This window comes from Streptomyces sp. NPDC007164 (assembly GCF_040634135.1).
Classification (GTDB): domain Bacteria; phylum Actinomycetota; class Actinomycetes; order Streptomycetales; family Streptomycetaceae; genus Streptomyces; species Streptomyces sanglieri.
In genome coordinates this window covers 205,695-226,968 of record NZ_JBEYFB010000007.1, presented here as the reverse complement: position 1 = coordinate 226,968, position 21,274 = coordinate 205,695, and the positions used below count along the sequence as shown (strand labels likewise).

14 protein-coding genes are annotated in these 21,274 nt (G+C 71.5%); 7 read left to right on the top strand and 7 right to left on the bottom strand.

Translation table 11 applies throughout. The annotated features are described in order from the left end of the window. Window positions 1-14: 14 nt before the first annotated feature. From ABZ622_RS13600 to ABZ622_RS13590, 3 genes are all read right to left on the bottom strand, one after another. Entirely contained in the window at window positions 15-1,553 is a 1,539-nt protein-coding gene (locus ABZ622_RS13600) for a DUF5719 family protein (RefSeq protein ID WP_360542591.1), read from the bottom strand. Further along, window positions 1,550-5,566: a glycosyltransferase gene (locus tag ABZ622_RS13595; RefSeq protein WP_360542589.1), complete on the bottom strand. Its 4,017-nt coding sequence runs from the start codon at window positions 5,564-5,566 to the stop codon at window positions 1,550-1,552. Before ABZ622_RS13595 ends, ABZ622_RS13600 begins: the two co-directional genes overlap by 4 nt. A gap of 370 nt (window positions 5,567-5,936) precedes the next feature. Further along, on the bottom strand, window positions 5,937-6,200 hold the full coding sequence (locus ABZ622_RS13590; RefSeq protein ID WP_003968728.1) for a WhiB family transcriptional regulator: 264 nt from the start codon (window positions 6,198-6,200) through the stop codon (window positions 5,937-5,939). 713 nt (window positions 6,201-6,913) lie between these two features. On the opposite strand from ABZ622_RS13590, the gene ABZ622_RS13585 reads away from it, so the two are divergent. From ABZ622_RS13585 to ABZ622_RS13575, 3 genes are read left to right on the top strand one after another with little or no spacing between them, the layout of a single operon-like run. Then, window positions 6,914-7,414: a cysteine dioxygenase family protein gene (locus tag ABZ622_RS13585; RefSeq protein WP_360542587.1), complete on the top strand. Its 501-nt coding sequence runs from the start codon at window positions 6,914-6,916 to the stop codon at window positions 7,412-7,414. 13 nt (window positions 7,415-7,427) lie between these two features. Continuing rightward, complete coding sequence (gene cofD, locus ABZ622_RS13580; RefSeq protein WP_360542585.1) at window positions 7,428-8,384, top strand: 2-phospho-L-lactate transferase; 957 nt, start codon at window positions 7,428-7,430, stop codon at window positions 8,382-8,384. Continuing rightward, window positions 8,381-9,691, top strand: a complete 1,311-nt coding sequence (locus ABZ622_RS13575; RefSeq protein WP_360542583.1) for a coenzyme F420-0:L-glutamate ligase — start codon at window positions 8,381-8,383, stop codon at window positions 9,689-9,691. The genes cofD and ABZ622_RS13575 overlap by 4 nt, the downstream gene beginning before the upstream one ends. Window positions 9,692-9,823: 132 nt before the next feature. On the opposite strand, the gene ABZ622_RS13570 is transcribed toward ABZ622_RS13575, so the two are convergent. From ABZ622_RS13570 to ABZ622_RS13560, 3 genes are all read right to left on the bottom strand, one after another. Beyond that, window positions 9,824-10,822 carry a DNA-3-methyladenine glycosylase 2 family protein gene (locus tag ABZ622_RS13570; RefSeq protein ID WP_360542581.1) on the bottom strand — a complete coding sequence of 333 codons (999 nt, stop codon included), beginning with the start codon at window positions 10,820-10,822 and terminating at the stop codon, window positions 9,824-9,826. 260 nt (window positions 10,823-11,082) lie between these two features. After that, window positions 11,083-12,174: an NDP-sugar synthase gene (locus tag ABZ622_RS13565; protein WP_360542579.1), complete on the bottom strand. Its 1,092-nt coding sequence runs from the start codon at window positions 12,172-12,174 to the stop codon at window positions 11,083-11,085. Between the two features lie 106 nt (window positions 12,175-12,280). Then, entirely contained in the window at window positions 12,281-13,735 is a 1,455-nt protein-coding gene (locus ABZ622_RS13560; RefSeq protein WP_360542577.1) for a peptidoglycan recognition protein, read from the bottom strand. A gap of 137 nt (window positions 13,736-13,872) precedes the next feature. On the opposite strand from ABZ622_RS13560, the gene ABZ622_RS13555 reads away from it, so the two are divergent. The 4 genes from ABZ622_RS13555 to ABZ622_RS13540 all read left to right on the top strand — a co-directional run bounded on the left by ABZ622_RS13555 (window position 13,873) and on the right by ABZ622_RS13540 (window position 19,980). After that, window positions 13,873-14,625, top strand: a complete 753-nt coding sequence (locus ABZ622_RS13555) for a TIGR03089 family protein (RefSeq protein WP_360542575.1) — start codon at window positions 13,873-13,875, stop codon at window positions 14,623-14,625. 181 nt (window positions 14,626-14,806) lie between these two features. Beyond that, complete coding sequence (locus tag ABZ622_RS13550; RefSeq protein ID WP_360542573.1) at window positions 14,807-16,216, top strand: LCP family protein; 1,410 nt, start codon at window positions 14,807-14,809, stop codon at window positions 16,214-16,216. Between the two features lie 223 nt (window positions 16,217-16,439). Continuing rightward, window positions 16,440-18,242, top strand: a complete 1,803-nt coding sequence (locus tag ABZ622_RS13545; protein ID WP_360542571.1) for an LCP family protein — start codon at window positions 16,440-16,442, stop codon at window positions 18,240-18,242. Between the two features lie 49 nt (window positions 18,243-18,291). Beyond that, window positions 18,292-19,980: an LCP family protein gene (locus ABZ622_RS13540; RefSeq protein WP_360542569.1), complete on the top strand. Its 1,689-nt coding sequence runs from the start codon at window positions 18,292-18,294 to the stop codon at window positions 19,978-19,980. A 68-nt stretch (window positions 19,981-20,048) separates the two neighbouring features. On the opposite strand, the gene ABZ622_RS13535 is transcribed toward ABZ622_RS13540, so the two are convergent. Further along, window positions 20,049-21,062, bottom strand: a complete 1,014-nt coding sequence (locus ABZ622_RS13535; RefSeq protein WP_360542567.1) for a glycosyltransferase family 2 protein — start codon at window positions 21,060-21,062, stop codon at window positions 20,049-20,051. Window positions 21,063-21,274: the final 212 nt, after the last annotated feature.

The following is a 21,274-nucleotide window of genomic DNA, read 5'->3' as shown; positions in this document are numbered from 1 at the left end:
TTGTCCTGGAATGCTCAGTCGTCCAGGACAGACAGGTCCTGTTCGGCCGCCGGCACCTCGACCGTTCCGTTGTCGTCCGACAGGGTCTGCACGGTGAACATCTGGATGCCGCCCTGCGTGACGGTGAGCATGCGCGAGGCGTGGACCGGGCCGCCCGACTCCGTCTCGACCGTCAGTGCGTAGCCGCCCTTGAGCCCGGCCGGTACGGGCGGGGTGACCGCCAGCGTCGTACCGCCCTTGACCGTGTACTTCTTGACGGTCTGTTCGCCGCCCCCGCTGCCCGCCGACGCGGTGACCTTCACCGTGGCGGTGGCCCCCGGCGCGGCGAGCGAGAGGATCGAGCCCTTGTCCCGGTTGTCGGCCACGGTCGCCCGCGCGCCCACCGGGCCGGTCGCCGGGATGTAGCCGACCTCCTGCTTGTCGCCGGTGCCGCGGACCACACGCAGTGCGGCGACCACCGGGGTGCCCTTCTCGCCCTTGGCCGGGGTCAGCAGCAGGGAACCGGCCTCGCCCTTGGTGATGTCCTTCAGGTCGACGCCCGCGGTCATCCGGGACTTGACGTGGAGCTGGTTCTGCCCGACCGGCGAGAACGAGCCGGTCTTGCCCATGAGTTTCACCGTCAGGTCGGCGTCGGCGTCGCCCGGTGCGAAGGCCACGAGACGGACCGAGGTGGCGTCCGCGGGGATGCCGGGGAGCACCAGGGTGCCCGTCGGGGTGGCGGAGGCGGCCAGCCAGTCGCTGCCGGTCTTCTCGTCCGCGGTCCTGATGACCGCGCCGACACGTCCGGTGCGGGTGGTGACGTGGACGGTCACGTCCTCGGTGACCTCGCTGGTGAGCGTGGAGATCAGGACCGGGACGCCGGACCGGGCCGGCACCGTGATGCCCTCGCCGACGTCCGACTTGAGCGAGCCGTCGGGGCCGTACAGCTCGACGTCGGCGACGGCCGCGGTGTCGTCCGGGTTGGTCAGCTGTACGTAGTCCTCGCGGGACTTCGATGTGCTCGCGGCCGGGAACCAGAAGTCGGTGTCGGGGGCGGTGCAGCTGACACCGAGCAGGCCGCGGGCGCTGCCGGCCTCGACCATGGTGGTCTGCTGGGTGGTCCAGCCGGGGGCCAGCCGGCCGGTGGCGGTGCCGACCAGGGCGGGGGTGTCGGCGCCGGACTCCTCGGCCGTGACCGGTTTGCCGGTCTCCTTGAGCGAGACGACCGGCTTTCCGGGATCCGCCTTCTTCCCGCCCTTGTCGTCCTTCTTCCCGTCCTTGTCGCCCTTGTCGCCCTTCTTCCCGCCGTCGGCCGTGGTCGCGGTGGCCTTCTGCAGTTCGGCCGCACCGGCCTCGCCGCCGCTGCCCGCCGGGGTGAAGGAGGTGTAGGTCGTCTCCGCGAGTTCCGAGAGACCGGGGGCCGGGCAGAGCAGGCTGGACCGTTCCACTGGCAGCTGTGCGGCGGTCTTCGCCTCTGCCGTGCCCCCGTCGCCGGGCGCGGTGAGCGCGGCGAATCCGGTGACTGCGGCGAGGGCGACGGCGCCCGCGATGAGGGACAGGCTGCTGGATTTCACTCGGACTCGCCTCGCGATGCGTTACCGGTCGGCCACGGGTTCTGGCCCGGGGCGGGGTTCTCGTCGGGGTTCTCGTCGGGGTTCCGCGGGTCGTACTGGGGCTGCTGCCCGTACTGGGCCTGGGGGTCGTACGGCGCCTGGGGGTGGGCCTGGGGGTGGGCCTGGGCCTGGGCCTGTGGGTCGTACTGCTGCTGGGCGTAGCCGTACGGGTCGTAGACGTTCTGCTGGTACGGGTCGGCGGCGAGGTGGTCCTGCTGCGTGCCGTACTGGCCGTCCTGGTACTGCTCCCCTTGGTACTGCTCTCCCTGGTACTGCTCCTGTTGGTACTGCTCCCCCTGGTACTGGCCGTCCTGGTACTGCTGGTAGCCGGTGCCCTGGTACTGCTGGGTGTCCCATTCGCCGTACTGCTGCTGCGGGACCGCCGCGTACTGGCCGTCGTCGGTCTGCGGGGCGTAGGCGGCCTGGCCGTCGTCGGCCTGGTGCGGCTGTTGCTCGGGGATCTGCTGGTCCGGGGCCTGCTGGGCGGGGTCGTACTCCTCCGTCTGCTGGGCGGGGTCGTACTCCTCCGTCTGCTGCGACGGGGTCTGCCGACCCGGGTCGTAACCCCCCACCTGCTGCGACGGAATCTGCTGGGGCGGGTCATACTCCCCCGCCTGCTGCGACGGGATGTACTGCCCCGGCGCCTCCGGCGCCCCCGGTGCCTCCGGTGCTTCCTCGGTCTGTTCGGCCTCCGTGCCCGCATCCGTCTCCGCCTGGGCGGCCGCGCGGAGCCTGCGGGCCCGGCGGCCCTCGCCGGCGACCGGCTCCGCGGGGACCGGCACGGTCTCCTCGGGAAGGTCGTCGTCGATCTCCCGGCGTCGGCCGGGCAGCGCGAGGACCAGCAGGACCACGGCCAGCGCCGACTGCGCCCAGATCCAGGCGGTATGGGTGAACGGGGTGTCGTACGTGAGGTCCAGCGTGCCGCCCTCGGCGGGGAGGTCGAAGCCCTGGGCCCAGCCGTCGACGGTCTTGCGGGTCAGCGGCCGGCCGTCGAGCGTGGCCTGCCAGCCGGGGTCGGCGGCGTCCGCGATCCGCAGCACGCGGCCGGAGCCGCCCGCCGGGACCTTGGTGTGCGCCTCGACCGGGAGGGAGCCGACGGGCAGCGGTTCCCCGTCGGTGCCGGACGGCATGATCATGACCCGGGCGACCTGGCGGTCGACCCGCCACAGGGCGCTGCCGTCGAGCTGGCTCAGCCGGCTGAGCCCCGGGGTCGCGTCGAGGACCCGGCTCATCTGCTTCGGGGCGCCGTCGCGGACCAGTACGTAACGGATCGCGAAGCCGCTGAGCTGGCTGCCCTGGTCGGCGCCGGAGCCCGCGACCAGGTTGGCGACGACCTTGTCGAGGTGGCTGTTGCTGCCGCCCGCCTCGGTCAGTTCGGCGTCGCCGAGCCGCGCGCCGGAGCCGCGTACCAGGCTGTACGAGACGCTGGCCGGCGAGGTGCCGCCGAGGACCAGGGTGCGCGGCTGGTCGCGGGTGGTGCTCTCCTCCGCCACGAACGCGGGCACCTGTACCGGGTCGCGGCGCTCCAGCGGGCCCGCCGCGCCACCGATCATCCAGCCCACGGCGGCCAGCGCCGGAGCGAGGCCCGCGGCGAGGGCGATCAGCGCGGCGACCGGCTGCCGCCAGCCGAAGCTGAGTTCGGCGACGCGGATCCGGGCACCGTCCGCGCCCACCAGCGCGGCGGCGATCAGCGCGATGCCGTAGACGAGGGTGGCGGGACCGGCCCAGCCCGAGCCGTTGGCGAGCGCGGCGAAGACCAGTGCCACGAGCGCGACCGCCCACGCGGTGCGTACCGCGAACTGCCGTTCCCCGCGCAGCAGCGCGGCCAGCGCGGCGAGCACGATGCCGAGCAGCAGCACTCCGCCCGCGGCCTTGGGGCCGCCGGGGCTGATGCCGAGCAGGTCGAGCGCGGAGGCCGTGCCCGTACCGATGTCCAGGCCTGCTTCCTTCAGGAAGCCGGACGGACTGGTGAGGAGCGAGAGCGACCAGGGCGCGAGGACGAGCAGCGGGGTGCCGATCACGGCGAGGAAGCGGAGCCCGTACGCGGCGATGTCGTCGCGGCGCAGGGCCAGCACGCCGATGCCGAGGACCGCGGCGAGCGGCCACACGATCGGCGTGAACGCCATCGCGAAGGTGAGGAGCAGGGTGTACGCCCAGGTGGCGCGCCAGCTGCCGCGGGCGTCACCCGCGGCGCGCATGCCGTACGCGGAGGCGGCGGCGCGGGCGATCAGCGGGAGCAGCACGGCCAGTACGGCGGTGCCGAGGCGGCCGGTCGCCAGGGCGCCGGTCGCGGCGGGCAGGAAGGCGTACGCGACGCTCGCCCAGGCCCGCAGCAGCCTCGATTCCAGCAGCGGCCGGGAGACGAAGTAGGCGGTGAGTCCGGCGAGCGGGACCGAGCAGACCAGCAGGAGCGTGAGCGCGAAGCCGGTCGAGCCGAGGAACAGCGCGGACAGTGCCGAGAGCACGGCGAGGTAGGGCGGCGCGGTCTGCGTGCCGCCGGTGCCGACCGTGTGCCAGCCGTCCGCGTACTTGCTCCACAGGTCGGAGACGTCGGCGGGTGCGGGCAGCAGTGCGCCGCCGGCCAGCGCCCCGCCGCCGAGGAGGCCGCGGCAGGCGACGAGCGAGACGAGGAGCAGCACGGCGAAGAGCACCGGACCCGGCTTGCGGCCGATCCGCTTGAGCCGTGCGAACTGCTCGATCTCCAGGAAGTCGGCGTCGTCGCCGCCGGGGCCGGACTCCACGGCGCCGTGCCGGGAGCCGCCCGAGTCGGCGTCGGAGCTGCCGAAGTTCCCGGCGACCTGGTCCACGGTGGCGCGGACGGTGGCGCCGGGCGGCGGGAAGAGTCCGCGCAGTTCGGTCTGGTCCACCACGCCCTTGCCGCGGCTGCGCCGGGCCGCGAGGATCCGGCCGGGCCGCAGCAGGGTGCCGAAGAGTCCGGCGACCTCGTCGACTGCCTGGCCGGGCACCTTGCCGACGAGATAGGCGAGGGTGCGCAGCAGGGTGCCGACGACCAGCCGGAGCATCACCCAGGGCAGTGCCTTGGCGCGGGCGTTGACCAGCATCGTGTAGACGGCGCCGGCCTTGTCGACGCGGTGCGGGGAGGCGACGGAGCGCCCCGCGCAGTCGATGGGGCGGCGCTCGCGGGCGGATGCCTCGGCGTGCCTGAGGATGGCGTCGGGGGCGACGAGCACTCGGTGTCCCGCGACGTGTGCGCGCCAGCACAGGTCGACGTCGTCACGCATCAGGGGGAGCCTGCGGTCGAACCCGCCGAGCTCCTCCCAGATGTCACGGCGGATCAGCATGCCGGCGGTGGAGACGGAGAGCACGGTACGGACCTGGTCGTGCTGGCCCTGGTCCTGTTCGCGCCGGTCGAGTCCGGTCCAGCGGCGTCCGCTGTTGGCGATGGAGACGCCGACTTCGAGCAGCTGCTTGCGGTCGTACCAGCCGCGGAGCTTGGGGCCGACGATCGAGGCGTGCGGGTCGGTGTCGACGACGCGCAGCAGTTCGGCGAGCGCGTCGGGTTCGGGTGCGCAGTCGTCGTGGAGCAGCCAGAGCCACTGCACCGGTTCGCCGTGCGGCAGTTCGGGCAGGTCGTAGGCGTCGTCGCGCCAGCTCCTGCTGACGGGGTCCCAGCTGCTGGGGCGCTTCAGGTACGGCAGGTCCTCGGGGGTGAGGACACCGGCCGTGCGGGTCGCCTCGTCGACGGCGGTGCCGAAGCTCGTACGGCGCGCGAGGTGCAGGACCCGTTCGGCGCCGAGCGCCTCGGTGACCAGTCGCGCGGAGTCGTCGGCGCTGCCGGTGTCGGCGGCGACGATGTTCTGTACGGGGCGTTCCTGCCCGAGCAGCCCGGCGAGCGCGTCGGGCAGCCAGCGTGCGCCGTCGTGGGAGACGAGCACGGCGGTGACGACGTGCCGGGGGAACTCTGGGGTGGCGGCGGCCGCGTACGGCGCCGCCGATTGGCTGTGCACGGACATCGAGGTACGGGCCCTCCGGCCGGGTCCGGGGGGCGTCACCCCGGGGGCTGCATCGGTGTACGCGCGCGCCCCGTCGGGGCGTTGGCGCGTCTCGGACGGGGCCCCACACTAACGGTACGGATAACCGCGATGGCGCCGAGCGCTCGAACGGGGCGGTGGCCGGGCGGGGGTGGAGCCGCGGCGGGCACGGCGATGGCCCGTCGTCTGCGGGCCGGGTGCAGGCGGCGGGCCATGGTCGGTCGTGGTCCGGATGTGCGGTTGTCAGGAGGGCCGGACGGTCCGGGGGTTCCGGGGTTTCCGGGCGCTCCGGATATTCCTGCCGGGAGGCGTTCCGTGGTCGCGGTGTTTCGCGGCGGGACGGTGGTCTGCCTCAGATGGCGGCCTTCTTCAGCCGTCGCCGTTCACGCTCCGAGAGGCCGCCCCAGATACCGAAGCGCTCGTCATTGGAAAGGGCATATTCAAGGCATTCGGACCGGACCTCACAGGCGAGACAGACCTTCTTGGCCTCGCGGGTGGATCCGCCCTTCTCGGGGAAGAAGGACTCGGGATCGGTCTGGGCGCACAGTGCGCGCTCCTGCCAGCCGAGTTCCTCGTCCGCGTCCTCGACCAGCAGTTGCTGGAACAGCTCGGTCATGTGCGCCCCTCGTCTGTCTCTTGCGTCCCGTGATGCGGCCGTTACTGATTGCGGCCGAACGACACGAGTGAAATTACAAGTGTGTAGCTCCGGGCCAGTCAAGCGAAGATCTGCTATTGGCCCCGGTATTCACCCTGCGGAACCAAGCGTATGCGGAAAGTGCGCAAATCACCAAAAACCTGACATATGCCATGGGTCTCGCCGCGTCCTCGTTTCTCACCGAGTGAGACGACCGGGATCACCCCGATGTTTCGATTCGATCACCGAAGCGACCAAGATCACATTCGGGTCACGACGCCTCAACGACGTTTGCGGGCGCGGTTGATGCGCCACATCTCCGGCGCGGTGGCCGCACAAACCTTTCCCCCACCTTCGGTAACCGGATGAGGTGAAACATTACCCCCAAATCGGGCATCAGGTTGACAGCGGAGGATCGAGCCGGTCTCCTTTAATGCATGCCAGCGACTGCCGCGATGTACGCCACCCACCTCCGTGGGTTCCGCACCGCTGTCCAGGCCCGCTGTTGCTGTTCCAGCTGTCGCAGCTGTTGATGCCCCCAGGGCGCCGGCTCCGGCCCAGCTCCTCTCGCAGAACCTCTCCGCAGCGCTTTCCGCAGGTTTTCCGCCCTGCTTCTTCCTCCGCGCGGCCCGAGGCTCTCCCGTCTCCGTGACACCCCGCACATGCACCCCCCATGCCGAGGAACCACCTCATCCATGAACAGCAACAGCGACCTCCAGATCGCCGGCGACATCCTCGAAGTCCAGCACCTCCTCCAGCCCGCCCGCGAGCACCCCGCCACCGTGGCCGAGTTCGTCGGGCTCGCCCGCACCATCGCCGCCGACCGCGCTCGGTGGGAGCCGCTCGTCCGGTACGACACCACCACCCGCTGGTACCACCGGCTGCACACCGGACCGGGCTATGAGGTCTGGCTGCTCAGCTGGGTGCCCGGCCAGGGCAGCGGGCTCCACGACCACGGCCGGTCCTCCGGCGTGCTGACCGTCCTGGAGGGCCGGCTGACCGAGCGCACCGAGCGCGCCGCCCGGGCGCTGGGCTCCGGTGCGCAGCGGGTCTTCGCGCCCGGTTATGTGCACGAAGTGGTCAACGACTCTCTCGAACCGGCCGTCAGTCTGCACATCTACTACCCGGGACTGACCGAGATGCCGATGCACGCGGCGCAGTGCGCCCCGGCGGCCGTGGATGTCGTACCCGCCTGACAAACTGCTGTGCATGCGCATTGTGGTTCTGGCCGGCGGTATCGGTGGTGCTCGTTTTCTGCGTGGCCTCAAGCAGGCCGCGCCCGACGCGGACATCACGGTGATCGGCAACACCGGTGACGACATCCATCTGTTCGGGCTGAAGGTCTGCCCCGACCTCGACACCGTGATGTACACCCTCGGCGGTGGCATCAACGAGGAGCAGGGCTGGGGGCGTACGGACGAGAGCTTCCACGTCAAGGAGGAGCTCGCGGCGTACGGCGTGGGGCCGGAGTGGTTCGGGCTCGGCGACCGCGACTTCGCGACGCACATCGTCCGCACGCAGATGCTGGGCGCGGGCTATCCGCTCAGCGCGGTCACCGAGGCGCTGTGCGCGCGCTGGAAGCCGGGGGTCCGGCTGCTGCCGATGTCCGACGACCGGATCGAGACGCATGTCGCCGTCGACATGGACGGCGAGCGCCGGGCGATCCACTTCCAGGAGTACTGGGTGAAGCTGCGTGCCTCGGTCGAGGCGCAGGCGATCGTGCCGGTCGGCGCCGAGCAGGCCAAGCCGGCTCCCGGAGTGCTGGAGGCCGTCGCCGAGGCCGATGTGATCCTCTTCCCGCCGTCCAACCCCGTCGTGTCGGTGGGGACGATCCTCGCCGTGCCCGGGATCCGGGAGGCCATCGCCGAGGCCGGGGTGCCGGTCGTCGGACTCTCCCCCATCGTCGGTGACGCGCCGGTGCGCGGCATGGCGGACAAGGTGCTCGCCGCGGTGGGCGTCGAGTCGACGGCCGCGGCGGTGGCCACGCACTACGGTTCCGGGCTGCTCGACGGCTGGCTCGTCGACACGGTGGACGCCGGGGCGGTCGGCGAGGTGGAGGCCGCGGGCATCCGCTGCCGTGCCGTGCCGCTGATGATGACCGATGTCGACGCGACGGCCGAGATGGCCCGGCAGGCCCTGGCGCTGGCCGGGGAGGTACGGGCATGAGCGCCGGCGAGGCGCCCTCGTTCCGGGTCTGGGCGCTGCCCGGGATGCCCGAGGTGCGGGCCGGGGACGACCTGGCGAAGCTGATCGCCGCGACCGGTCCCGGGCTGGTCGACGGCGATGTCCTGCTGGTCACCTCGAAGATCGTCTCCAAGGCGGAGGGCCGGATCGTCGAGGCCACCGACCGCGAGGCGGCGATCGACGCCGAGACGGTACGAGTGGTGGCCCGGCGCGGCCCGCTGCGGATAGTCGAGAACCGGCAGGGTCTGGTCCTGGCCGCGGCCGGGGTCGACGCCTCGAACACCCCCGCCGGGACGGTGCTGTTGCTGCCCGAGGACTCCGACGCGTCGGCGCGGGCGATCCGTGACGGGCTGCGGGACACGCTCGGCGTCGAGGTCGGGGTCGTCGTCACGGACACCTTCGGGCGCCCGTGGCGCAACGGGCTGACCGATGTGGCGATCGGCGCGGCCGGGGTCCGGGTGCTGGACGATCTGCGCGGCGGCACCGACGCGCACGGCAATCCGCTGAGCGCCACCGTGATCGCCACCGCCGACGAGCTCGCCTCGGCCGGTGATCTGGTCAAGGGCAAGGTGGAGGGGCTGCCGGTCGCGGTCGTGCGGGGGCTCGGCCATGTCCTGGACGCCGCCGATGCCGAGGGTGCCCGCGCGATGGTGCGGGTCGCGGCCGACGACATGTTCCGGCTCGGTACGTCGGAGGCGGTGCGGGAAGCGGTGACGCTGCGGCGTACGGTCCGCGAGTTCACCGACGAGCCGGTGGACCCGGGGGCGGTGCGGCGGGCCGTGGCCGCGGCGGTGACGGCGCCCGCGCCGCATCACACGACGCCGTGGCGGTTCGTCCTGCTGGAGTCCGAGGAGTCGCGGACCCGGCTGCTCGACGCGATGCGGGACGCGTGGACCGCGGATCTGCGCCGGGACGGGAAGAGTGAGGAGTCGATCGCCAAGCGGGTGCGGCGGGGCGATGTGCTGCGCCGGGCGCCGTATCTGGTGGTGCCGTGTCTGGTGATGGACGGCTCCCACACGTACGGGGACGAGCGGCGGGACGCCGCGGAGCGCGAGATGTTCGTGGTCGCCGCCGGGGCCGGCATCCAGAACTTCCTGGTGACGCTGGCGGGCGAGCGGCTCGGTACGGCGTGGGTGTCGTCGACGATGTTCTGCCGGGACGTGGTCCGCGAGGTGCTGGACCTGCCGGGGACGTGGGATCCGCTGGGTGCGGTGGCGGTGGGGCACGCGGCGGTCGGGCCCGCTCCACGGGCGGTGCGGGACGCGGAGGGGTTCATCGAGGTGCGCTGAGGCCTGGGGGCCTGGAGCGTTTGGGCTCCTGGGGCCCTGGAGGGTTTGGGGGCCTGGGGCCTGGCTCCGGGGGCTTTTGTGCGGGAGCTGCGTGGTCCGGCGCGGGGGCCCGGGTCCGGCGCGGGCGGGGCACTACAGGCGGGCGATGTCACCGCGGGTCATGCGCGGGGCCCGGCGGGCCGGGGTGTGGCCGGACAGCAGGATGAGGCGGGTCACCCGGTGGCGCTGGCCCTCGTAAGGGGCGAGCAGGGCCAGCATCTCCTCGTCGTCGGCGTCCCTGTTGCCCGCCAGGGCGTGGCCGACGATGCCGGGGAGGTGGAGGTCGCCGACCGTGACCGCGTCCGCGGCACCGTTGGAGCGCTGGAGCGTCTCGGCGGAGGTCCAGGGGCCGATGCCGGGGATCAGCTCCAGCCGGGCCATGGCCTGCGGCAGCTCCATGGCCGCCGCCTCCTCCATGCGGCGGGCCACCCGTACCGCGCGCAGGATCGTGCCCGAGCGTTTGGCGTCGACGCCCGCGCGGTGCCATTCCCAGGACGGGATCAGGGACCAGGTGCGGGCGTCCGGCATGACGTGCAGACCCAGCGCGGTGAACGCGGCGTGGTCCGTGGGACCGGGCGCCGGGATGCCGTGCTTCCGGACCAGGAGCCGCCAGGCGCGGTAGGCCTCGTCGGTGGTGACCTTCTGTTCCAGGATCGACGGGATCAGGGACTCCATGACCAGGCCGGTGCGCAGCAGCCGCAGGCCGGGGCGGTGGTGCCGGGTCAGGGCGAGCAGGCGGTGGCGCGGGCGGAAGGCGTCCGGGTCGTCCGTCGCGCCGAGCAGTGTCGGGAGCCGGTCCAGCAGCCACGGTGCGCCGGGGCCCCAGGCCGTCGCCTCGATCCGGCCGCCCCGGGCGGTGAGGCGGAGGGTGCCGGGGCCCGCGGGCGTGCGGCTGGTCCGCCAGGCCGTGCCGTCCCCGGTCATCCGGAAGGTGGGGTCGGCGGGGCCGCGGCGCAGCGGGCCGACGACCAGGCGCAGATCGAAGGGGCCGGGCGGGGTCCACTCACGGGTCAGCGCGTCCGTCGCGGGAGCCGCCGCCTGATGCGGGACGGCCGCGCGAGGGGTGCTGCGGGGGGCGAATCGTCCTGCCACGGTGAGGTCCTCGGTCGTCGGGGTGCCTGTCGAGGGTAAGCGCTGCGGCCGGTGTCCGGCTGCTCGTCGGCCCGCGCGGTTCCGCGATCCGCTTCGGCCGCGCGGTTCCGCGATCCGCTTCGGCCGCGCAGTTCCGCGATCCGCTTCGGCCGCACGGCCTCCGCCGCCGCACGTGCTCCCGCGGTTGCGCCGGCTGCGCGGTGGCGTCTGCCGCTCGGTGGCACGGACCGGCGTCGGCTCCTCGTCGGAGGAGAAGTCGGCTACTCGTCGGAGGAGAAGCGGACGGCCGCGTCCGGGAGGACCGCCCCGCACCAGACGCGGATGCCGTCGCGCAGTTCGTTGTCGGCGCCGACCCGGGCCCCGTCCCCGATGACCGCGCCCGTGAGCACCGTACGGCTGCCGATCCGGGCACCGGCTCCGACCAGCGAGTCCTTGATCACGGCGGCGGGCTCGACGACCGCGCCGGCGAGTATCACGGAGCCGTCGATCCGGGCCCCCTCGCCGATCAGGGCGCCCTCCGCCACCACCGTACCGCCGCTGATCTTGGCGTCGTCGGAGACGGAGGCGGTCGGCAGTACGAGCCGCTCACCGCAGCGGCCGGGCACGGCCGGGGACGGGGCGCGGCCCAGGACCAGATCGGCGGAGCCGCGTACGAAGGCCTGCGGGGTCCCGAGGTCCAGCCAGTACGTGGAGTCGACCATGCCCTGGAGGTGCGCTCCGGCGGCGAGCAGTCCGGGGAAGGTCTCGCGTTCGACGGAGACCGGGCGGCCGGCCGGGATGGTGTCGATGACCGAGCGGCGGAAGATGTACGCCCCGGCGTTGATCTGGTCGGTGACGATCTCCTCGGGCGTCTGGGGCTTCTCCAGGAACGCGGTGACCCTGCCGCTGCCGTCCGTGGGGACGAGGCCGAAGGCGCGCGGGTCCTCGACGCGGGTGAGGTGGAGGGAGACTTCCGCGCCGGATTCGGCGTGCGAGGCCACCAGGGCCCGGATGTCCAGGCCGGTGAGGATGTCACCGTTGAAGATGAGCACCGGGTCGTCCGGACCCGAGGTCAGCCGGGACGCGACGTTGCGTATCGCCCCGCCGGTGCCGAGCGGTTCGTGTTCGGTGACGTACTCGATGTGCAGGCCGAGCGACGAGCCGTCGCCGAAGTACGGTTCGAAGACCTCTGCCAGGTACGACGTCGCGAGCACGATGTGCTCGACCCCGGCGGCCCGGGCGCGCGCCAGCTGGTGGGTGAGGAACGGAACGCCCGCTGCCGGAACCATGGGCTTGGGCGTGTGCACCGTGAGCGGGCGCAGCCGGGTTCCCTTCCCGCCGACCAGGAGGATCGCTTCTTTTGCCTCTGTCACAGCACTGACTCTGCTTCCTGCTGGTGCCTGGCCTGGTTTCGGCTGGCCAGTGTATGCAGACCGGTTCGTCCGTCCCCGGTCAGCGGCCCGCAGCAGGCTTCGTCGATCAGCGGCCCTGGAGCTTGGCGGAGCTGGTCCGGGCCGAGCCGAGCTTCTTGTAGAGACGCGCTCCGGGGCATTCGGTTGCGAAGCCGTCGCGGTGGCCGGAGATGACGTTGAGTTTGACCTTCCTGCCCTTCTTGTACTTGTTGCTGCCGCCCGAGACGAGGGTGACCTTGCCGCGCGGGTTGGCGCCGAACAGGCCGAGTTTCCAGGCGGTGAGCTTCGCGACGGCGTTCACGGCGGCGGCGGGCGGGTTCGACTTGGTGAAGGTGCCGAGCACCGCGATGCCCATGCTGTTGGTGTTGAAGCCGAGCGTGTGCGCTCCCAGGACGGCCTTCGTCACGCCTCCCGCCCGTCCTTCGTAGATGTTTCCGCACTTGTCGACGGCGAAGTTGTAGCCGATGTCGCGCCAGCCGCTGCTCTTGACGTGGTAGCGGTAGATGCCGCGCAGGACCGAGGGCGCCTGGGAGCACTTGTAGTTGTTGCCCGTGGCGCTGTGGTGGATGAAGGCGGCCTTGACCTTGCTGGTGTAGACGAACTTGCGTTCCCTGAGCTTCTCGTCGGCGCCCCAGCCCTTGCGGGTGACGATGCGCGGACGGGGACCGATGTACGGCCGGGCACCGCGCGCGAGGCCGGCCGCCGCCTCGCCCTGTGCCTCGGACCGCGCCTTGCTCAGGGCGGGGAGCACGCTCGGGGCGAGGGCCGCGGCGCGGCCGTCCTCGGTGGCGGCGGCCTGGGCGCCCGCCGCGGACACGGCCTCCGCCGCGGTTGCCACTCCGGCCGCCGCTGCGGTTGCCGCATCGGCCGCGGCCCCGGTGCCCGCCTCGATCCCGGTGCCCGCCCCGGTCCCGGCCTCGGTGCCGGTCGCGGGGAGCTGCTGCGGGTCCTTGCCGGGGTCGACGAGTTCGAGGCGCAGCCCGGCGGGCAGCGGTACGGCGGAGCCGGTCCGGTCCTGCGGGTCGGGGGCCTCGGGGCGTACCCGGACCGCGACGGCGTCCGAGTCGCCGACCCAGAGCGGGGCGGTGGAGCCCCGTACCGCGCCGGAGTCGCGCTCGGCGGTGCCGGGGTCGGCGGAGTGCTCGGCGTTGTGCGTCTCCAGGTCCTGCCAGTCCGACCAGTCTCCGGTGCCGGTCGCGCGGGTGCGGACCTGGACGGTGCCGTGGAGTTCGGTGCCGACGTCGTCCCAGACGACGCCGACCATGGAGAAGGGGTGGACCTCGCGTTCGGGCAGCCCCTGTTCGGGGGCGGCCGCGCGGGTGGGTTCGCCGGTGGACCGGCCGGACGGTGCCGGCAGGGTCCGCATCGGCAGGGACTGCGTCGAGCCCGGCACGTCGACGGGCTCGGCGGACTCGGCGGGGACGGTGCTGGTGTCGGGGGCGGCGCCCGCGGGCACGGCCAGCGGCAGTGCGAGTACGGCCGCGCAGGTGACACCGATCGAGGATGCAATGAAGGCACGCATACCAGTAATCCTGGGCATACTCCGGCAACTCCGGCCACCCGGACGGATCCACGCAATTGACGGCCCGTCTGCCGAACCGGTGCAGCAGGCACCCTTCGCTCCCGCCGGGCCCGCCGCCGCCGCGTAATCTTGCGCGGATGAACGCCACCGACCGAACCCCTGCCGACCTGCTGCGTTCCGCGCTCGCCGCGGACCCGGCCCGCCCCTTGGTCACTTTCTACGACGACGCCACCGGAGAACGCGTCGAGCTGTCGGTGGCCACCTTCGCCAATTGGGTGGCCAAGACCGCCAATCTCCTCCAGGGGGATCTCGCCGCCGAGCCCGGCGACCGGCTGGCGCTGCTGCTGCCCGCGCACTGGCAGTCCGCGGTCTGGCTGCTCGCCTGCTCCTCGGTCGGCGTGATCGCCGATGTGCAGGGCGACCCGGCCGGCGCCGACCTCGTCGTCAGCGGCCCGGACACGCTGGAGGCCGCCCGGGCCTGCCGCGGCGAGCGGGTCGGCCTGGCGCTGCGCCCGCTGGGCGGCAGGTTCCCGCAGGCGCCCGAGGGCTTCATGGACTACGCGGTGGAGGTGCCGGGCCAGGGCGACCGGTTCGCGCCGTTCGCGCCCGTGGACCCGGACGCCCCCGCGCTGGCGGTGGACGGTGTGGAGCTGACATCGGCGCAGCTGGTGGCGCGGGCCCGCGAGGATGCGGACGCGCTCGGTCTGGCCGCCGGATCGCGGCTGCTCACGGGGCGTTCGTACAGCACCTGGGAGGGGCTGAGCGCGGGGCTGTTCGCGCCGCTGGCCGCCGGGGGGTCCGTGGTTTTGTGCAGGCACCTGGACGAGCTGGGCGCGGAAGGGCTGTCGAAGCGCGTCGAGAGCGAACGGGTCACCAACAGCGCGGTATGACAAGCACCCTGAGGACCACTCGTCCGGCCCAAGCCGGGCCGAGTCCTCGGGGCTTCGCGTCAACTCCGGTACATGATCGGCGTTACGGACCACCGGAGACACAACCAAGCGTGAGGTTCAGCCGTCTACTTCTGCGACCGGCGGCCCGACGCGCCGCCGAACGTGAAGGATGGACGCAGACGTGAGCGAAAGCGCCGGCCCGCCGGACGAATCCGACGAATCGGCGGCGGGCGGGAACGGGTCGCGGTCCGGGAACGGGTCGCGATCCGGGGACGGGCCCGGCGCCACCCCAACACCAGGGGACGCATCCGACGCCACCCCAACGCCTGGGAACGGGCCGGGCGCCACCCCGACACCGGGGGACGCGTCCAACGCCACCCCAACACCCGAGGACGGGCCGGGCGCCACCCCAACACCCGGGGACGCATCCGACGCCACCCCGACACCCACGGCCGCCCACCGGCACCACTGGCTGCGCTGGACCGCGCTCGGCGCCTCCTTCGTCGTCCTGGTCGCGGCGGGCGCCGGCTGGTGGCTGTACAAGAAGCTGGACGGCAACATCAGGACCGACACCTCCGTGGCCGCCGAACTCAAGGCGTACGAGCGGGAGCGGCCCGCCTCCGTGGTGCACGACGCGGAGAACATCCTGCTCATCGGCTCGGACAGCCGGGCCGGTGACAACCGCAAGTACGGCCGTGACGACGGTGGCAGCCAGCGCTCGGACACCACGATTCTGCTGCACCTCGCCGCGGACCGGAAGAGCGCCACCGCGATGTCCCTGCCGCGCGATCTGATGACCTGGATCCCGGTCTGCCACAAGTCGGACGGCACGACCACGAAGAAGCAATTCGCCCAGTTCAACTGGGCCTTCGAGTTCGGCGGCACCGCCTGCACGATCCGTACGGTCGAGAAGATGACCGGCATCCGGATCGACCACCACATGGTCGTCGACTTCAACGGCTTCAAGGACATGGTCGACGCCGTCGACGGGGTCGAGGTCTGCCTGAAGGAACCGGTCGACGACGCCGACGCCCATCTGAAGCTCCCCGCCGGACGCCAGACGCTCGACGGCGAGCAGGCGCTGGGGTACGTACGGGCCCGCAAGTCGATCGGCAACGGCAGCGACACCGAACGGATGGACCGCCAGCAGCAGTTCCTGGGCGCGCTGGTGAACAAGGTGCAGAGCGACGGCGTCCTGCTCAACCCGACCCGGCTCTACCCGGTGCTGGACGCGGCCACCAAGGCGCTGACCACCGATCCGGGGCTGGACAGCCTCAAGGACCTCTACGAGCTGGTGCGCGGCATGCGCAACGTACCGACCGACAAGGTGCAGTTCCTGACGGTGCCCCGGCAGCCGTACGCCGCCAACCGGAACCGGGACGAACTCGTACAGCCCGATGCGAACCGGCTCTTCAAGCGGCTGCGTGACGATGATCCGGTCACCGTGGTCCCGGCGGACCGGCTCAAGCATGACGACGAGAAGAACAACAGGGAAAACAATGCCGGGACCGATACCCAGGACGCTTCCGGCCCCACTCCCACACCGACTTATTCGGGCAACAACGCGGCGGCGGACCTGTGCAAGCAGTAAAGCAATTCCCAAGCAGAAGCCGGTGATCGGCGTGTAATGAGCAGTATGACCAGTTGTAAGGACCGTGGAATTTGTCACGCACGTCGCTCGACGTCGAACTGGGCCGATAGTGTGACGCGATCCGGTGCTGCCGGCCTCCTGGCCGCGCACTTCTGGAGCGAAAGATCGAGCGCCTGATCGGGGGAGGCGCCTCGCGTGGCACCGACGGAGGACTCAAGCAACCGTGGATGCGCAAAGCCGTGGGCGGGCGGACGGAATCGACCCCGCAGACCAGTGGGTACTCAACCCGGAAACCGGCGATTACGAACTGCGACTGAATCATTCCGGAGGGGATTCGGGAGAGTCTTCCCGTACTTCCGGCGCGCGTGTCCCCCATAGCAGAGGGCCCGCCCAGGACAACAGTGCCGGTGGGCGCAGAGCCGCCTCCCGCGAAGCCCGGGGCGAGCGCCGGAATCCGGCCCGCGACGGGCAGGACCCGGGCCCGAAGCGCGAGGTGCCGGGGCAGCGCAGCCGCCGCTCGGCCAACGGCCCGCGCGACCAGGAGAGTTCCGCTCCGGCGGGGCGCCGCAGCCGCAAGGCCCCCAAGGCCCGCCGCAAGAAGGTGCTGCTGTGGACGGGCGGCACGATGGCGTTCGTGCTCGTCGGCCTGTCGGTGGGCGGGTACGCGCTCTACCAGCACTTCAACGGCAACCTGAACACGGTCGACGTGGGCGAGGCCGGCAACAAGAACGTCTTCGACAACGACGCCCCGGTCAACATCCTGATCATCGGTACCGACAAGCGCACCGGCAAGGGCAACGAGGGCTACGGCGACAAGGGCAGCGTGGGCCACGCCGACACCAACATCCTCTTCCACGTCTCCGAGGACCGCACCAACGCGACGGCGCTGAGCATCCCCCGCGACCTGATCAGCAACATCCCGGACTGCAAGGTCAAGCAGCCGGACGGCTCGGAGAAGGTCGTCCCCGGCACCCGGGGCGTCCGCTTCAACCAGAGCCTCGGCCAGGAGGGCCGTAACGCGGGCTGCACCATGGAGACGGTCAGGGAGATCACCGGCATAAAGGTCGACCACTTCATGATGGTCGACTTCAACGCGGTGAAGGAGCTGTCCACCGCGGTCGGCGGGGTCAAGATCTGCCTGGCCAAGCCGGTCAAGGACCCGGACTCGCACCTGAACCTGCCGGAGGGCGAGCACACGATCCAGGGCGAGGACGCCCTGGCGTTCGTACGGACCCGGCACAGCTTCGGCAACCACGGCGACCTGGACCGGATCAAGATCCAGCAGCAGTTCATCGCCTCGATGATCCGGCAGATGCAGTCGGACGACACGCTGACCAGCCCGACCAAGCTGTACAAGCTGGCGGACGCGGCGACCAAGGCGCTCACCGTCGACACCGGCATCGGCACGGGGAAGAAGCTGGCCTCGCTGGCCCAGGAGCTCAGCAAGGTCAATACCAAGAACATCACCTTCACCACCGTGCCGGTGCTCGACAACCCGGCCGAGAAGACACCGGTCACCGTCGTACTGAACCCGCCCAAGGCGGACGCGCTGTTCGCGATGATGCGCGACGACACCTCACTGACCGAGGTGAAGTCGAAGAAGAAGGCCGCGAAGAGCAAGCAGGACGCGCTCCTCAAGGGCTCCAAGGCGGCCGCCGCCGACGTACGCGTCGATGTGTACAACGGCGGCAAGGTCCCCGGCGCCGCGCAGACGACGGTCGTCTGGCTGCAGAACCAGCAGGGCGTGCTCAAGTCCACGAACAAGGCGAACGCCCCGGCGAAGGTCGCGAAGACGACGCTGGAGTACGCGCCGAACCAGGCGGACCAGGCCCGAGCCCTGGCCGCCATGATGGGCCTGCCCGGCTCCGCCATGAAGCAGGGCACCACGGACGCCGAAGGGCTCCAGGCGATGGTGCTGACGCTGGGGGACGACTTCAAGGGCGCGGGCACTCCCATCACCGGGCCGGCGAAGGTGCCGGACGACATTCAGCAAGCAAACGCCGACAAGGCAGAGTGCGCCAAGTGACACCGGGTCACTGCGCGGAACGACGAGTCTGAGCAGCAGGGGGGTCCTGGTGACACGGAGCGGTACGCCCGGGGAGGGGACGCGACCACGCGTCCGGCAGGCCGGCCAACTCGGCTGGGACGACGGTCTCTACGAGGAGGAGCCGGAACAGGACAAGGGCTCCGGCGCCGGCTCCGGTGAGCGCCGGGCCGCCGCCGCGGAGGCCGGGCACCGGCGCGGTGGCCCGAAGCGGCGCGCGAAGAAGGGCAGACACCGGGTGCTCCGCTGGAGCGCGTCGGTTCTCGCGCTGCTCATAATCGGCGGCGCCGGCGCCGGATACCTCTATTACGAGCACCTCAACAGCAACATCAAGAAGGCCGATCTGACCCTCGGCGACAAGAAGATGGCCGGCCACAAGGCCAACGCCGCCGGCCAGACCCCGCTGAACATCCTGCTCCTCGGTTCGGACGCGCGGGACTCCAAGGAGAACCAGAAGCTCGGCGGGGCCAAGGACACCTTCGGGGCACCGCCCCTGGCCGACGTACAGATGCTGCTCCACCTCTCCGCGGACCGCAGCAACATGTCGGTGATCAGCATGCCGCGCGACACGATGCTGAAGATCCCGAAGTGCACCAACCCGGAGACGAAGAGGATCTACCCCGCGACCACCGGCCTGTCGATGACCAACGAGACGCTCGGCCGCGGTGGTCCCGGCTGCTCGGTGGCCACCTGGTACGAACTCACCGGCATCACCATCGACCACTTCATGATGATCGACTTCTCCGGTGTGATCTCGATGGCCGACGCGATCGGCGGTGTCCCGGTCTGCGTCAAGGGCAACGTCTACTCGCACACCAGCACCGGCAAGGGCTCCGGGCTGAAGCTGGAGGAGGGCACCACGAAGATCAAGGGCAAGCAGGCCCTCCAGTGGCTGCGCACCCGCTACGGCTTCGAGGACGGCACCGACCTCGGCCGTACCCACGCCCAGCACATGTACATGAACTCGATGGTCCGCGAGCTGCGCAAGGGCACCAAGCTCACCGACCCGGGCAAGCTGATGAATCTCGCCGAGGCGGCGACGGACGCGCTGACGGTCGACAAGGGCGAAAACGGCCTCGGTTCGGTCAAGAAGCTCGCCGATCTCACGGACGAGCTCAAGAAGGTGCCCACCAAGCGCATCACCATGACGACGATGCCGAACGTCTACGGAACGGGCACGCTCAAGGAGCGGGTGCTCCCCAAGCCCGGCGATGCCGAGCAGCTCTTCCAGATGGTCCGTGACGACGTCCCGCTCGACGGCAAGGCGTCCAAGCGCAAGAAGAAGGCCGCCGCCAAGAAGCCCACGGCGTCCCCCGCCGAGACCCCGGTGACCGTCCGCAACGGAACGCGTACCGAAACCGAGTACGCGGCCAAGGGCCGTGCCACGACGGTCAAGGAGCTGCTGGCCGGGAAGGGCTTCACCCAGGCCTCGATCGACTCGCAGTACGCCGAGGCGGACAAGCGGACCGGAATCCTCTACCCGACCGTGGACATGGAGGGCAACGCCCAGGCGGTCGCCAAGGCGCTCGGCATTCCGCTGTCGGCGGTGAAGAAGTCGACCGACGTCTCGGGCATCACGCTGACCGTGGGGTCCGACTGGCGCGAGGACGGCGGCTACCACGCACCCTCCGCCGACGAGAAGACCCCGGACAGCGCGCGGGCGCTCAACGGCGACGACGACAAGGCCTGCATGGACATCCAGCCGGGCTTCGGCTGGTAGCGCGTCGCGCACCACGCACCGCGGGGGCCCTCCGGCACATCGGAAGGCCCCCGCGGTGTCGTCTGCGGTCAGACGGTGACGGCCGGCCGGCGGCTGGCGATGACCTTCTTCGCGAGCGAACGGGGGCTGGTCAGGAAGCCGTACCCCCACGACATGTGCATGGTCGCGAGGGCCACCGGGATCTGCGCCCGCGCCTTCAGCGACAGCCCCTTGCCCGCCGGTACGGACCCGGCGGCGATCGCCGCGACATACCCGGCGGGGACGACGAACGCCCACGGGGTGACGGCCGCGCCGGCCACGATGCCCGCGGCGATCGCGCAGACGGCGGTGGGCGGTGCCAGGTAGCGCAGGTTGATCGAGCCGGAGTGGTAGCGGGCGACGACGTGGCGCCAGCGGCCGTAGTCCTTGTACTGCTTGGCCAGCGCCCGTACGGAGGGGCGCGGCCGGTACTGCACCTTCAGCTCGGGCGAGAACCAGATCAGGCCGCCGGCCTCACGGATGCGGAAGTTCAGCTCCCAGTCCTGGGCGCGGATGAACTCCACGTTGTAGCCGTCGGCCTTCTCCAGCGCCTCGCGGCGGAAGACGCCGAGGTAGACGGTCTCCGCCGGACCGGCCTGGCCGCCGGTGTGGAAGGCCGCGTTGCCGACGCCGATCCTCGACGTCATGGCCGCGGCGACGGCGTCCTCCCAGGCGTTCTCGCCCTCGGCGTGCATGATCCCGCCGACGTTCTGCGCGCCGGTCTCCTCCAGGAGGCGGACGGCGGTCGCGATGTAGTTCGGCGAGAGCATGCCGTGGCCGTCGACCCGCACCACTATCGGGTGACGGGAGGCCTTGATCGCGGCGTTGAGGGCGGCCGGGGTGCGGCCGGTCGGATTGGGGACGGTGTGGACCCGGGGGTCCTCGCGCACCAGCTCCGCGGCGATCTCGTCGGTGCGGTCCGTGGAGGGGCCGAGCGCGATGACCACCTCCATCTCCCCCGCGTACTCCTGCTCCAGGATGTGCCGGACGGAGTTCCTGAGATGACGTTCCTCATCGAGCACCGGCATGATCACAGAGACGGCGGGGTGATGCGCGGCAGACATGGTGGTCCTCGGGTGGTCCTCGGGTGGCGCCGGGGGTTTCGCACCCCACCGGGCGGCGTTATTCGGCCGCCACGTTACCGCGAATGGGGGACACGGGCGCGCCCCACCGGGTCGCACACCGAGCCGTTGATCATATGGACCTACTGTGCGAACGGTCCCCTCGCACCGCGGAGGTCTCCCCCGTGCCCACACCGCACCGCTCCCCCAGTCCG